Genomic DNA, 14,360 nt, shown 5'->3' with positions numbered 1-14,360 from the left:
AAGAAAAAGGAGTCAAGGCTAAACCTTGACTCCTTTTAATATTCCTCATAATTATCGTTTTTGTTTTACAACAATTTTGCTTAATTCAAGCAATAAAGCTGGTATAATCATGAGGCTAATGGTTATAATGGTCTCATTTATTTCAAGTGGTACTAATCCTAAGAATGCTGAAAGCGGGGTAAATACTGCCAGGAAGTTGAGCGTAATACCAGCAATAATAGCAATAATCAAGTTGCGATTAGCAAACATTTTTTTAGTGAAGAATACCCATTTTTCAGAACGCATACTTAATGAGGTAAGCATTGGTGCAGTTGCCATAACTAAGAATGCCATCGTTTGTGCGTTAGCAATGGTATCATTTGGATCTTGTAATCCGATGAAGTAGGCAGTAAGTACTGCAGCCATAGTTGTGAAGGCAACGAAGAGAATGCGGAAAACCATATTGGTGAACAGTGATTCATTACGTGGCCGTGGTTTATCATTCATAACATCAGGGTCATTAACATCCATGCCCATTGGTATCGCAATAATTGATTCAACGATTAAGTTGACCCAGAGAATATGTACTGCTGATAATGGTTGATAACCACTAACGATGACAGCAATGAATACTGCCAGTACTTCACCAAGGTTAGTTGAAAGAACAAAAGCAATTGCCCGGCGGATTTTTTTATAGATGTTCCGACCTTCTTCAACGGCACCAACAATAGTTGCAAAGTTATCATCAGTTAAAATCATATCCGCTGCTTCTTTAGAAACGTCGGTTCCGGTAATACCCATTGCAACACCGATGTCAGCAGTTTGTAAACTAGGTGCATCGTTCACACCGTCACCGGTCATTGAAACGATTAAGCCATGAGATTGCAATGCTTTTACAATACGAACTTTATGTTCAGGGCTTACCCGGGCAAATACATGATAGTTACGAATAACTTTAGCTAACTGCTCGTCATCCATTTCATCAAGCTCGCTGCCGCTGATAACTTCAGCTTCGTCATCAACAATACCGAGATTTTTTGCAATAGCGAAGGCAGTAACGCGATGGTCACCGGTAATCATTACAGTTTCAATTGAAGCTTTGGTTGCACGCGCGATTGCACTTGCAGCTTCAGGACGAGCCGGGTCAATCATACCGACACAACCAATAAAAGTAAGGTTGTATTCGTAATCATTTTCCGGGTCTAATTCAGCAATTTCTTTATAGGCAAAACCAAGAACCCGAAGCGCATCTTCTGACATTTCGTTTGCTTGGGCCATAATTTCAGCCTTAAAACCATCTGTCATTGATACTACTGTACCGTCTAAAATAATTTTACTGCATCGTTCCAGTAATTGGTCAGTAGCACCCTTAGTATAAACAACAAACTGCTCTTTATGTTGATTGACAGTGGTCATTAATTTCCGGTCAGAATCAAATGGTTGTTCATCAACCCGCGGAAACTCCTTGCGGATAGTAAATTCATTCCAGCCTTGCAAACCGGCAAAAGCGGTGAGGGCAACCTCAGTTGGGTCACCAATAGGTTGGTTGTCATCATTAAAGAATGAGTCATTACAAAGCTCTAAACTGCGTAGAAAGATTTCATGAGTATTATCATTTAAATCAAAGTTATCCGGTTCAAAAGTTTTATTATTTAAAAGATATTTAACAACTGTCATTTTATTTTGGGTTAAGGTTCCGGTTTTATCAGAACAAATAACATTCACTGCACCCAAAGTTTCAACTGCCGGCAGTTTTTTAATAATCGCGTGATGTTTTACCATTCGGCTGACGCTGATTGCCAAAACAATAGAGACAATAACCGGTAAGCTTTCAGGAATCACGGCAACTGCTAAAGTTATAGCAGATATAAGTGCCTCACCAACGACATTGCCCATAAATATTTCTAAGGCAAGAATAATACCACCAAGAACAAAGGCGAGAATTGAAACGACCTTTGTTAATTGCGCCAATTTTTCCTGGAGTGGGGTTTTGGTATCCGGAGCTTCGCTAATCATTGAAGCGATTTTACCGATTTCGGTGTTTAATCCGGTGCCAATAACCACACCAACAGCACGGCCATTAGTAATGAATGTCGACATAAAAGCCATATTAATCTGATCGCCTAAGGCAATGTTGCCTTCGTCGGTGATAGCAGCTGACTTTTTATTAACCGGCACTGATTCACCGGTTAATGCTGACTCATCAATTTGTAGTTGCGCAGATTCAACAATCCGTAAATCGGCGGGAATAAATTTTCCGGCATCAAGAACAACGATATCTCCGGGAACAAGACTGGTTGAATCAACTTCAACGGTTTCACCATTACGGCGAACAGTTACTTGTGGGGTAGAAAGCTGTTTTAAGGCATCTAATGATTTCTGTGAACGAACTTCTTGGACAGTTCCGATGATGGCATTGATAACAACAATGATAACAATAACAATTGCTTCTTTGGCTTCGCCAACGAAGAGCGAAATTGCTGCCGCAAGTAGCAATACAATTACTAACGGTTCTAAAAAGTTTTTGAAGAAGATAACAATCGGACTTTTCCGACCTTCTTCAGGTAATTTGTTAGGACCGTTTTTGGCCAGTGATTGCTCGTACGTGGACTGTGTCAGTCCGGTTTCGATGTCTGTGCCTAATTCTGTTAATACTTCATCAACATTTTTCTTTGACCACATGGGTAAATTCCTCCTAAAATTGAGACTAAGCTGTAAAAAAAGACCTATACATAGACAACGTTTCAGCTTGGTCTATGCATAAGTCTTGCCGTTTCATACAAAACCAGATTAATTCAATTAATCGGTTAGTGTTGATTTTGCACCAGGAATCCTGCTGGCTACTCCCTTATGCTTATTCTATTTTATAAGTAACAGTATACGTTAAATAGTGGAATAGTACAAGTGTTATAGCATAATATTTGCTATAATATAGCTAAATGAGGTGTTATTTGTGAAAATTTCCAAGCCAGAAGCACGAAAATTCCTATTGAATTATCATTTTATTCATGGTGCTGCATTAAGTGGTAAAGCGGGGATATTGCAATATTTTGATCGGGTGCACACGATTCAATATGATCCGCTAAATCCTGTCGGCACCAATCCGGAACTGGTGCTCCAGGCCCGGGTTGGCAATTTTACTCCCGAACTATTACATCAGTTATTATATAGTGACCGGCTTTTGATTGATGGCTGGGATAAGAATATGGGAATTTATCAGACAGTTGACTGGCCATATTTTGCTCGTTATCGTCAACATGCTGAACAACATTATGGCGAAAAAGTTGACCATGTGTTACCGCATGTTTTGCAGTTGTTCCGTGAACTGGGTCCGTTGGATGCTAAGCAGATTGATTTAAATGAGCGGGTAATTGGTGATTGGGGCAACTCGATGAAGGTTTCCAGTTTGGCACTGGAACATTTATATCGCTCTGGTAAAGTGGTTATTTATACACGTAAGGGGACGCACCGTACCTATGATTTAATTGAAAATCATTTAGCTCCGGAATTATTAACACAAAGTGAACCATTTCTTGATGATAATGATTTTTATCGTTGGCAACTGCAACGCCGGGTTGAATCAGTTGGTTTAATGGCTTCAGGAAATAATGATGCTTTACTGGGGATTCGTGGTTTGAAAGCAGCGCAACGTAATCAGGGTTACCAAGAATTATTGGAACAAGAAATAATTGGTGAACTGCAAATCGCAGATTTGCCGCAAACCTATTATTATCCTAAGGTTTTTAAAAAACTATTCAAGGATGCTGTGCTTGATCAAAGCATGGTATGGTTAGGACCACTTGATAATATGATTTGGGACCGGCAGTTGATTGAAGATGTATTTGGATTCTATTACCGCTGGGAAGTGTACAAGCCGGCGGCACAACGTCAGTATGGTTACTATGTCTTGCCGGTGTTATATCAAGATCGTTTTGTGGCACGTATGGAGGCGAAATACGATCGCAAGGATCGGGTGTTGCGAATTATTGATTGGTGGTTCGAGCCAGGGGTGAATATTGGGGATAAAAAAATGATGCAAGCATTCGAGCAATGCTTACACCAATTTGTTCAATATTTAGGTGCTGAAGAAGTGGATATCGCAACTCCTATTTTTTAGGCGGCACCGGATCGATACCGAAATGTTTATTGAAGGGGTTGCAGCGCAGGATACGCCAAAGTCCGAGGCCAAGGCCTCTTATGGATCCGTGAATCTCTATTGCTTCAATCATATATTCAGAACATGTCGGGGTGAAGCGGCATGTTGGACTCTTTTTTAATGGTGAAATATATTTTTGATACATATGCACCATACCAATTAGCAAGCGTTTCATCATAACGCTCCTTTCTGTTTCAAATCATATTATATCAAATCGGTGCATGAAAGTAAAAAGGAAGAATTGCTTTGTTTGCGTCTGGTTTTAGCCTATGTTATAATAGGCAGGAAGTAAAAATTAGGAGGCTGGGCATGAAGAAACTACTTATTTTATTAGCAACTTTTGTTTTGATTATCGGAGCATTCTTTGCTTTTATATTTTTCAGTAACCAAAATGCTTATACAGATGTAAGTTTAGCACAAGTGCAAGAAAAAATTGATAACAAGGAAGATTTTGTTTTATATGTTTATTCACCAACGTGTTCATATTGTACAAAATTCAAACCGGTATTAAATGGCATTATTAATGATAATAATGTTACTATTTATGCAATTGATTCTAGTAAAACTGAGAATCGCGATGAAGCTATGTTAAAAGACGGGACACCGGCTTTGATTGTTTACGAAAATGGCGTTGAAACAAGCCGTCAGGTTGGTTATAAAGATAATGATACAACAATGAAGTTTTTAAAAAAGGATGCCTCGTTCTTAGGCATTCAATAGGGGTGTTGGCAATATGAAGAAAAATATTTTGATGGTTGTTATTGGTATTGTTTTAGCTGGTGCAGTCATCGGTGGTTATTACGGATATGGCTGGTACCAAGACAACGTCAGCCCAATTGAAGGGAAACTGCCTTCAATGACTGTGGCTGAGTTTGAAAATAAAGTCGCTAACAATGAAAGCTTCTATGTGTATGTTGGCCGCCCGAATTGTGGTGATTCAGATTTCTTCGAATCATGGTTTATTCCAAACTATGTTGAGCAGAATGATAAGATTGCAAATTATATCTATTATATGGATATCAAAGATTTACAGGCAAACGATAGTGAATGGAATGCTTTTAAAGCACAGTATGGTATTGCCCATACACCAACACTAGCTTTTATAGATAATGGTGTCATGGTTGATATGATTGAGTGGACAGCTGTTGATGATTTCCCGGAATCATTGGTTGATGCATGGTTGCTTCGCAATGATTTTATCGTTGCCAGTGATGCTTCTGGAAGTTCAACGAATATTTCGACGAATAATAATTAAAAGGTTGCAGGACTCGTCCTGCAACCTTTTTCTTTTAATATATAGCTTGATAAGCAAACTAGTATTAGCGTTTTAAATCACCGAAACTAATCAGTTCGAATTGATTGTCGGTAAACCATTGTGCTACTCGTGGATCACATAGGGTGTCAAGTTCGCGGCAACGTGGATAGGTGAGTGATGAATTATCGAGAATAAATTGGTCAAGGAAGCCAACATCAAAATGCATTTCAATGACTTTATTTTTGTCTTGGTTTAAAAGATTGAAGGCATCGTCAAGAAAGTGATGAACATGAGTGCCCTCATTGATAAAGGAAAGTCCGTTCACTTCAATCAGAGCGCCGGTTTCAATGTAGCCAGGTAAACTAGGCCAAATCTTGTCGCCACTATATTTTAATGTGGTGTGGATGTGGTATTCTTGAGCTAAGTCATAGAAGACTTGGTCAACAGTTTCATCACCAATAGCATGGCAGTCAATGTGTTGCGGGTAATAACCAAGTAGTGATTTGAAGCGTTCCATTTGCGCTATGGTTTCAATCCGAACTTCTTCATAAACGAAGTTTCTTTTTTGTGTCCGGTAGTATGACGAACGATGAAAATTACCGTCGCTATCAACCATTGAGGGTAGAAGTGCGGCATCAGCACAGGGTTTACCAAGAAGAAAATTAGTATGTTGGCCGATAAACAAATCCGGTAACTGAGCGGCAAGCTTAACGGCATGTGCAGCGGTTGGTAAGTTAGGCATAAGCAGAGTTGAACTGGCAATACCTTCGCTCAAGGCTTTGATAATACCATAGTTAATTGCTTCTGATAATCCAAAATCATCAGCATTAATAATTATTTTTTGCATCAAATCACTCCTTGTTCAGTTATTTTGATTATAGCATAGATAGTTTGGAACTAAACATAAATTCTTATTGTCAACAAACAGATTTATTTGATAAAGAACACATTTTATGGCAGAATAGGGAAGAAGACTTTTATGCAAGGGACTGAAAGTAATGCAACGATATTTTGTGAATAATGAGCAGATTATTGACCGGGTAGTAACAATTAATGGTAGTGATGCCCATCATATCAGTCGGGTTATGCGGATGCAGCCGGAACAGCAGATTATTGTTTGTAACCAAGAGCAACAAGCGTTTTTAGCTGTGCTTACAGATGTCACTCATGATGTAGTTATTGCGACTCTTGGTGAAGAACTTATTGCCGAGACTGAATTGCCGGCACGTATTATTTTAGTTCAGGGTTTACCTAAAGGTGATAAGTTTGAATTTATTGTCCAGAAAGCAACTGAGCTTGGGGTGGATACCATCATTCCCTGGGCATCTGAGCGAGCGATCGTGAAGCTGGATGAGAAGAAGGCACCTAAGAAGCAGCAACGCTGGCAAGCGATTGCTAAAGAGGCAGCGGAGCAGGCGCACCGGGTGATGGTGCCGACGGTTGAAATGCCGCAGACAACCGCACAGTTGATGGTGCAGTTTGAGCATGCCGATTTGCTTTTGGTAGCTTATGAGGAATTGACTCATGATGGTGTGGCGATGGAGCATTGGGCGGCAAAGCTTTTGCCGGGTACAACAGTTGTGATTGTCATCGGCCCAGAAGGCGGTATTAGTGCTAAGGAGTTTGCTGCATTGCAAGCTGCTGGTGCTCAGGCAATTCAATTAGGGAAACGAATACTACGAACAGAGACAGCGGCACTTTATGCTCTAAGTATTGCCGGTTATTATCTGGAAAACGAATAATAAAGGAATAGGTGAAATATTTATGCCAACAGTTGCATTTCACACTTTGGGATGTAAAGTAAATACATATGAAACTGAATCGGTTTGGAATCTTTTTAAAAATGAAAGCTATGAACGGGTTGATTTTAAAAGTGAAGCCGATGTGTATGTTATTAATACTTGTACAGTAACTAATACCGGCGATCGTAAAAGTCGCCAGGTGATTCGCCGGGCAATTCGCCGCAATCCAGAAGCAGTTATTGTGGTAATGGGCTGTTATGCGCAGTTAAAACCGAAAGAGATTATGGATATTGAAGGTGTCGATATTGTTGTCGGGACCCAAGGGCGCGAGAAATTGCTTGACTATGTCAAGCAATATCAAGAAGAACGGCAGCCTACCCTCGCAGTTACCAATATTATGAAACAAACTGAATTTGAGGCATTGGATGTAGAAGGATTTGCTGAAAATACCAGAGCTTTTTTAAAGATTCAGGAAGGGTGCAATAATTTTTGTACATTCTGTATCATTCCCTGGGCTCGCGGACTGATTCGCTCACGTGATCCGAAAAATGTTTTAGAGCAGACTCAGCTATTGGTTGAGCAAGGATATAAAGAAGTTGTCTTGACCGGTATCCATACTGCTGGTTATGGTGAAGATTTTGAGGAGTATTCATTTGCTGATTTACTACGTGACATAGATCAAAATGTTCCCGGTTTGGAGCGGATTCGTATTTCTTCAATTGAAGCAAGTCAGGTAACTGATGAAGTTATCGAAGTACTGAAAAATTCAACCAAGATTGTCAACCACTTACATATTCCTCTACAGGCCGGCAGTGATGGCGTGCTTAAACGAATGAAGCGGAATTACTTAACCAATTTCTATCGTTTGAAAATTCAGCAATTGCGGGAAGTGTTTAGTGATCTTGCAATCACTACCGATGTTATTGTTGGGTTCCCCGGTGAAACCGAGAAAGAGTTTTTAGAAACATATGAGTTTTGCAAGGAGATGCAATTCAGCGAAATGCATGTATTCCCTTATTCGATTCGTAATGGAACGCCGGCAGCTAAGATGGAAAATCAAGTGCCGGAGTTGATTAAAACGGCGCGGGTCAGTCAGTTGATTGCTTTAAATGACCAGATGGCAAAAGAGTACGCCAGCAGCTTTGAGGGTAGTACGCTGCCAGTGCTTTTTGAAGAGGCAAGCAAAATTGACGCTGGTTATTATGTTGGTCATACAACTAATTATTTGCGGGTTGAGGTACTTGCTGATGATAGTTGTTTGGGGCAGATATTGCCAGTGAAGATTGCTAAGGCTGGTTATCCGTTGAATATAGGAACTTTAGGTTAAATGGGAAAAGCTGGTTGCTTTAGCAACCAGCTTTTTTATTTTTTCTTGCCAAATAATACAGGTAGTGATATTATTAAACTACAATATGTAGTTTTAAGGAGAGTTATTTCATGGAATTAGATGAGCGCTTGGTTGAGGCCTATAATAATATTTCTGAGGCCGGATATAATTGTGACGAGGAGGAGCATGAGAAATATAAGCAGGAATTATTGCAATTAGAAATTGATGATGCGGAGCAATTGTATATTATTGCCCAGCATTTTATGCATGGATTAGGGGAGTATGATATTGCTAAGGCTTTGTTGTTAAAGATTCAGCATGATAATGCGTTTTATGGTCAGTCATGTATTGTGCTTTCAGATATTGAGCGTTATGGTTATGAGAATTATGAGGGTGCGTTCAAGGTTTTAGATGAAGCAATTGCTAATGGTGCAGCAAAAGACAATGTTTTATTTGCTAAGGCGCGTATTTATGTTGATATTGAGGAGTATCAGTCAGCACTAGATTGTTTAGATGAGATTGATGCTACTAAAATAGAAAACTATGCCAATGTATTGAATTGGTATCTCGTTGTTTATACACGTATGGAAAATACAGACTTGGTTAAAGAAAAGTTTGATTTGGCTGAACAGCATTATTCAGAAGATGTAAGTTACCCAAGTGTAATTATTCGTTATGCTAAGTTTTTGAAGGAGCAACAACAATACTCGGAAGCGCTGGCAGTACTGGCGAAGATGCCACCATTAGTATTGGAGTACTTGGAGGCTTTAGATGAGTATGCCGCTATTTATCGTTTATTAGAGGATGAGCAGCAAGCTGGTAAATACCAGAAATGGAAACATGTGCTGGAAAAAATTGGGCAACTGATGGTAAAGTGAACTCTGCGCTTTGGTCAAATGAAACAGTTTTAGATGAACTGCATTTTTGGCAGCAAATTCCCAATCAAAACTTGGAGTATTATTATGCGCAATTGCGTATTGCATTTATTGCCAAAGAATTAGGGGAATTAGAAATAGCCAAACAATTGATTGACGCTATTCCTGATGAGGGCAGAACATATATTAGCGAAGAGTATGAGTATAGTTTTGAAAAAATTGATGTGCTGCTTACCGAGAAGTTTGCCGAGCGAAAACGTCCGAATACAATTCCAAGTGGAGTTTTCTTTGATAATAAAGATTCAATCTGGGTTTTAGGAACAAAGAATGATCTGCATGCTTATGTTGGTGAAGTGACTGAATGGAATCAATCCGGGGAACTTACTGAAAAAGCTTTTTATTCAGGTGATGAAGGTGACACCGTTATATTTAAAACATATAATCAAGCGGGTGAGGTTTGGAGTGATGGTACTTGGGTTGATGGTCTTATGATTGAAAACAATGTATACCGTTGTGAACATAGTAATCATCTGCTTGATACATATGGCGTTGAAGATGTTCATGCGGCTAAAATAATGGCAACTGAAATAGCGTTACTTAATCAGTCAATTGCTTTTACAATTTATGATGAGCATAATCGAGAAATTGGTAAAATAGACTATCGCGATGATAACAATTTTGCCGAAGGCTTCTTCGAAGATACTACCCGTAACTTATTAAAAGCATATAGCCCGATTGTTCGAGGAACATATGGACTAATTAGAGGTCGTTTAGCGAATGTGGAGCGAGCGGAATTGGCGAGCGAAACCTTGCAGACATTATATGATTGTCTGGCATTTATTGCTGATCATGTGGTTGATAATGATGTTGTAATTGATGAAGACTTTATTGCTATGCATAATATGCTTGATAATTCGCAGTTTAAAAGCTTTAATGTAAATTTTGAAAGTTTTATTAAGGCCCAGGCTAGCAATTATTTAGCGATGATTGTAGATCAAGTGAAATAATGAAAAAGCTGATTGTTGAGCAATCAGCTTTTTTTCTTTTCCTCAAAATGTGCTAAAATGAAGATATTACTTGACTCTCTTGTATGGAGGAGGGTTTATACTTGTTTTAGGAGGTGTTGCGATGTATCAGATTGGTGAGTTTTCTAAGATTACCCGGTTGACGATTCAGACTTTACGGTATTATGATAACGAGGGGATTTTAACGCCGTCTTATCGTGATCAACAGAGTGGCTATCGCTTTTATAATGATGAGGATTTTGCGCGTGCTGAGATGATTATCAGGCTAAAACAGTTTGATTTCTCAATTGCTGAACTTAAGGAAGTGTTAGTGGCGATTGATAGCGGTGAGGAATTACAATACTTTCTTGATGAGAAGCGTGAACAACTTAATTTTGAGGTTGAACGGAAGCAACAGTTGATTCGTGAAATTGAGGCGCAGCTGGGCGATAAGCAAGATGAGCGAAGACAGACTAGTTATCAGATTAATGAGTTGGATATACCAGCAATGTTGATAGCTAGTGTTAGTTATCAGGGCCGCTATGACGAGGTTGGTAAACATATTGGTCAATTGTTTAAGGCGGTAAAGGGTAAGGCTGCCGGACCGGTTTTTATTTGTTTACATGATGATAGTTATCAGGAAGCAGCAAATATTGAGATATGCGCGCCTATTAGTAGAGAGTTGAATGATTCGAAAGTGACAACACGAGTACTAGCCGGTGGATCAGCAATCAGTACAATGCATTATGGTGGTTATGATTTATTGCAGTTTGCATATAAAGCATTATTTACCTATATTTTTGAACATAACTTGATTGCTCAGATTCCTTCTCGGGAAGTGTATCATCGTGGTCCGGGAATGTTCTTTAAAGGTAATCCTAATAATTATCAGACTGAAGTAATTATATTAGTTGAACGTGAAGGAGCTAATAACAATGAGTAATTTTGATTTTAAAAAAGAATATAGAGATTTATATGGGGCTTCAAGCAAGAAACCGAAGCTTGTTGAGGTGCCGGCAATATCGTTTTTAATGTATGATGGTTACGGTGATCCCAATAGTGCTATTTATAAACAAGCAGTTGGTAGTTTGTATAGCATTGCCTATACAATAAAAATGAGCAAGATGAAGGGTGAGCAGCCTAAAGATTATTTCGATTATGTAATGCCACCACTTGAAGGGCTTTGGTATGTTGATGGTGATACTTTTAGTTTGACTGAGCGGGATAATTGGCTGTGGATTTCAATGATTCGTCAGCCGGATTTTGTCACACAAGAAGTATTAGCGTGGGCGAAGCTTGAAGCAGCAAAGAAGAATCCTGATTTTGATTACAGCAAGGTTCGATTAGAAACTTTTGAAGAGGGTTTATGTGTCCAGATGCTACATGTTGGTCCATATGCTGATGAGCCAGAAACGATGGCAGTTATTGATGCATTTATCGAAGCCAATGGATTGATTAACCAAACTGCCAATGAGCGTAAGCATCATGAACTCTATTTATCAGATCCAAATCGCAGTGCTCCGGAAAAGCTAAAAACGATTTTACGGGTACCGGTTGCATACAAATAATTGAAAAAGAACAGTGATTAAATCACTGTTCTTTTTAACTTTCAAAACATGGGAAAAAGACGCATAAAATGAATTATTTTGTGAAGTTGTATATACAGATTTACATTGGTTGTTTTTTTCTTATAATTAAGACGAGAGGAAAGAAGGAGGATATATATATGTTAAAGTATTTACAACGAATTGGAAAATCGTTGATGCTCCCGGTAGCAGCGTTGCCGGCGGCAGCAATTTTACTTCGTATTGGAGCTGCGGATGTATTAGACATTCCATTTATTAGTCTTGCCGGTGGTGCAATTATGGACCATATGGCAGCATTGTTTGCGATTAGTATTGCTTTCGGGATGTCAAAAGACAATCATGGTGCTGCGGCACTAGCCGGATTAATCGGTTTTTATGTTGTTATTGGGGTATTGGCACCAGCAGCAGTTGAATCGTATGGCGTTACTGACGAGATGGCGTTAGCAGCATTTGGTAAAGTGTCTAATAACGTCTTAATTGGGGTTCTGGTCGGTATCATTGCCTCGGTGACTTATAATCGTTTTAGTGAGACTAAGTTGCCGGCTTGGATTGGCTTTTTCTCAGGACGCCGTTTAGTGCCAATTCTAACATCGATTTTCTCATTGATTTTAGCAGCAATTTTATTCTTTGTTTGGCCATTTGTTTGGACAGGAATTTCAGCATTTGGCGATTGGTTGATTTCACTTGGTGCAATTGGCGCAGGATTATTCGGTTTCTTCAACCGTTTATTAATTCCGCTTGGCTTACACCACGTACTTAATTCAATCTTCTGGTTTAACTTTGGTGAATTTATACCAACAGTTGGGGCCGGAGCCGGAGTTCCGGTTTATGGAGATATTTTCCGTTTCTTAGCTGGAGATCCAACTGCCGGAATTTATCAAGCAGGATTCTTCCCAGTTATGATGTTTGGTCTTCCGGGAGCTGGGTTTGCCATGGCAGCAACAGCTAAAAAAGAAAACCGTAAAGAAATTTTATCGGCAGTTATTTCGGTAGCGGCAGTTGCATTCTTAACCGGGATTACTGAGCCAATTGAATTTTTATTCATGTTTGCTGCACCGGTACTGTATGTTATCCATGCAGCGTTAACCGGATTATCTTTATTCTTGGCTAACATTTTTGGCTTCTTGCATGGGTTCGGCTTTTCAGCAGGATTATTTGACTATGTACTTAACTTTGGTTTAGCAACCAATCCGATTGGCTTGCTAATTATGGGAGTTGCTTTCTTCTTTGTATACTTCTTTATTTTCTATTTCGTCATCAAAGCTTTCAATTTAAAAACACCTGGACGCGAAGATGATTTTGAAACGAATGAACAAGAAATCGATGATACTATTGCTGTCGAAAGTTCAAAAGCAGCTCGAATTCTTGAAGGACTTGGCGGTAAAGATAATATTGTTACCATTGATAACTGTTCAACTCGTTTACGTTTAGATGTAAAAGATGCTGACATTATTGATGAAAAGAAGATCAAGTCTGCCGGAGCAGCAGGAGTTATGAAGACATCAAAAACTGCAGCCCAAGTTATTATTGGTGTAGATGTGCAGTTTGTTGCTGATGATATTAAAAAGTTAATGAAAGAAACGAAAACAAAAGAAGAATAGAAAAAAATGAATTAAACTTTCCTTTCGCGAAAAAAGTCGGCAGCAATGCCGACTTTTTCTTATCCTTTATAGGCTACGCCATCAATCTGACATAGACATTCTTCGTCAATAAAATCGGTGATAACCGTCATCCGAGCGGGGGCGCCATCAGTAAAGTACTCTGCGAATACATCAGCACCGGTACGAAAATCATCTTTGTTGCGAATATAGTAATTGAGTTGGACAACATCGTCAAGGCTGGCACCTGCATTCTCCAGAGTAATGCGTAAGTGATCAAAGCAAACTCTAGTTTGCTGGACGATATCCGGTTGATAGCCTTTTTTGCCATCATACTGCTCTGCTTCAGCAGAAGCAATGCTACCGCTATGGTGCGCCAGGAAAATGAAATCACCGGCAATAACCGCAGCTGCACAAGTATCATCTTTAACATGGGTAGGTAATCGTTTTATCATAGCAATCAGCTCCTTTATAATTAGTATATCAACTGTGTTTAGCAACGAAGCGACAATAATTATTCAATCGTATTCATTGACACTAGGCAGATTGACTGATACGATAAATTATATTGGTAGTTGGAGGGATTGGTTATGTATAATCATCAAAATCTGGATTCAAAAAGTGTCAAACGATTAATCGGTGGCACAGTTGCTTTAGTTGGAGTTATAAAAATTGCCACAATTGCATATGGATTATTTGTCTGGGACACTGTGAAGAAGGATAAGGAACGAAAATTACTTGAAGAAGGCGAATAGAAATGGTAAAACCGCGTGGTAAAATTGCGCGGTTTTTTGCTGTCTCGTTTTCGCGAATAAAGTTTGTTATAATAGGAAGATAA

General features: G+C 39.2%; 15 protein-coding genes. 11 read left to right on the top strand and 4 right to left on the bottom strand.

Annotated elements, in window-relative coordinates; translation table 11 throughout:
* Window positions 1–51: 51 nt before the first annotated feature.
* Complete coding sequence (locus FEZ08_RS02850) at window positions 52–2,661, bottom strand: cation-translocating P-type ATPase (RefSeq protein WP_138190209.1); 2,610 nt, start codon at window positions 2,659–2,661, stop codon at window positions 52–54.
* Window positions 2,662–2,932: 271 nt separating this feature from the next.
* Here FEZ08_RS02850 and FEZ08_RS02845 point away from each other — a divergent pair, with 271 nt between their 5' ends.
* On the top strand, window positions 2,933–4,096 hold the full coding sequence (locus tag FEZ08_RS02845; protein ID WP_171014905.1) for a winged helix-turn-helix domain-containing protein: 1,164 nt from the start codon (window positions 2,933–2,935) through the stop codon (window positions 4,094–4,096).
* Here FEZ08_RS02845 and yidD read toward each other — a convergent pair.
* Window positions 4,086–4,310 (bottom strand): membrane protein insertion efficiency factor YidD, encoded by a 225-nt coding sequence (yidD, locus tag FEZ08_RS02840; protein ID WP_138190207.1) that lies wholly within the window; start codon window positions 4,308–4,310, stop codon window positions 4,086–4,088. The genes FEZ08_RS02845 and yidD overlap by 11 nt on opposite strands.
* 134 nt (window positions 4,311–4,444) lie before the next feature.
* Between yidD and FEZ08_RS02835 the strand changes: the two genes are divergently transcribed.
* Together FEZ08_RS02835 and FEZ08_RS02830 are read left to right on the top strand one after the other, a co-directional pair.
* Window positions 4,445–4,855: a thioredoxin family protein gene (locus FEZ08_RS02835; RefSeq protein ID WP_138190206.1), complete on the top strand. Its 411-nt coding sequence runs from the start codon at window positions 4,445–4,447 to the stop codon at window positions 4,853–4,855.
* 13 nt (window positions 4,856–4,868) lie between these two features.
* Window positions 4,869–5,390: a thioredoxin family protein gene (locus FEZ08_RS02830; protein WP_138190205.1), complete on the top strand. Its 522-nt coding sequence runs from the start codon at window positions 4,869–4,871 to the stop codon at window positions 5,388–5,390.
* A 64-nt stretch (window positions 5,391–5,454) separates the two neighbouring features.
* Here the strand turns inward: FEZ08_RS02830 and FEZ08_RS02825 are convergent, their stop codons facing one another.
* A complete protein-coding gene (locus tag FEZ08_RS02825) occupies window positions 5,455–6,237 on the bottom strand; it encodes a ChbG/HpnK family deacetylase (RefSeq protein ID WP_138190204.1) in 783 nt (260 codons plus the stop codon).
* Window positions 6,238–6,388: 151 nt separating this feature from the next.
* Here FEZ08_RS02825 and FEZ08_RS02820 point away from each other — a divergent pair, with 151 nt between their 5' ends.
* From FEZ08_RS02820 to nagE, 7 genes are all read left to right on the top strand, one after another.
* Window positions 6,389–7,132: a 16S rRNA (uracil(1498)-N(3))-methyltransferase gene (locus tag FEZ08_RS02820; protein ID WP_138190203.1), complete on the top strand. Its 744-nt coding sequence runs from the start codon at window positions 6,389–6,391 to the stop codon at window positions 7,130–7,132.
* A 22-nt stretch (window positions 7,133–7,154) separates the two neighbouring features.
* Window positions 7,155–8,459: a tRNA (N(6)-L-threonylcarbamoyladenosine(37)-C(2))-methylthiotransferase MtaB gene (gene mtaB / locus FEZ08_RS02815; RefSeq protein ID WP_138190202.1), complete on the top strand. Its 1,305-nt coding sequence runs from the start codon at window positions 7,155–7,157 to the stop codon at window positions 8,457–8,459.
* Window positions 8,460–8,569: 110 nt separating this feature from the next.
* Entirely contained in the window at window positions 8,570–9,337 is a 768-nt protein-coding gene (locus FEZ08_RS02810) for a tetratricopeptide repeat protein (RefSeq protein WP_138190201.1), read from the top strand.
* Window positions 9,292–10,341, top strand: a complete 1,050-nt coding sequence (locus FEZ08_RS02805) for a hypothetical protein (RefSeq protein ID WP_138190200.1) — start codon at window positions 9,292–9,294, stop codon at window positions 10,339–10,341. Before FEZ08_RS02810 ends, FEZ08_RS02805 begins: the two co-directional genes overlap by 46 nt.
* Window positions 10,342–10,462: 121 nt before the next feature.
* Window positions 10,463–11,281, top strand: coding sequence for a MerR family transcriptional regulator (locus FEZ08_RS02800; protein WP_138190199.1), 819 nt, complete (start codon window positions 10,463–10,465; stop codon window positions 11,279–11,281).
* Window positions 11,268–11,906, top strand: coding sequence for a GyrI-like domain-containing protein (locus FEZ08_RS02795; protein WP_422386942.1), 639 nt, complete (start codon window positions 11,268–11,270; stop codon window positions 11,904–11,906). Before FEZ08_RS02800 ends, FEZ08_RS02795 begins: the two co-directional genes overlap by 14 nt.
* Window positions 11,907–12,064: 158 nt before the next feature.
* Window positions 12,065–13,525, top strand: a complete 1,461-nt coding sequence (nagE, locus tag FEZ08_RS02790; RefSeq protein ID WP_138190197.1) for an N-acetylglucosamine-specific PTS transporter subunit IIBC — start codon at window positions 12,065–12,067, stop codon at window positions 13,523–13,525.
* Between the two features lie 59 nt (window positions 13,526–13,584).
* Here nagE and FEZ08_RS02785 read toward each other — a convergent pair whose 3' ends face one another.
* Window positions 13,585–13,977 (bottom strand): RidA family protein, encoded by a 393-nt coding sequence (locus FEZ08_RS02785; RefSeq protein ID WP_138190196.1) that lies wholly within the window; start codon window positions 13,975–13,977, stop codon window positions 13,585–13,587.
* 135 nt (window positions 13,978–14,112) lie between these two features.
* On the opposite strand from FEZ08_RS02785, the gene FEZ08_RS12175 reads away from it, so the two are divergent.
* Window positions 14,113–14,277, top strand: a complete 165-nt coding sequence (locus FEZ08_RS12175; RefSeq protein ID WP_171014904.1) for a hypothetical protein — start codon at window positions 14,113–14,115, stop codon at window positions 14,275–14,277.
* Window positions 14,278–14,360 lie beyond the last annotated feature (83 nt).

The organism is Culicoidibacter larvae (assembly GCF_005771635.1).
In the GTDB taxonomy this organism is placed as follows: Bacteria; Bacillota_I; Bacilli_A; order Culicoidibacterales; family Culicoidibacteraceae; genus Culicoidibacter; species Culicoidibacter larvae.
This window is presented reverse-complemented; position numbering and strand designations above follow the sequence as displayed.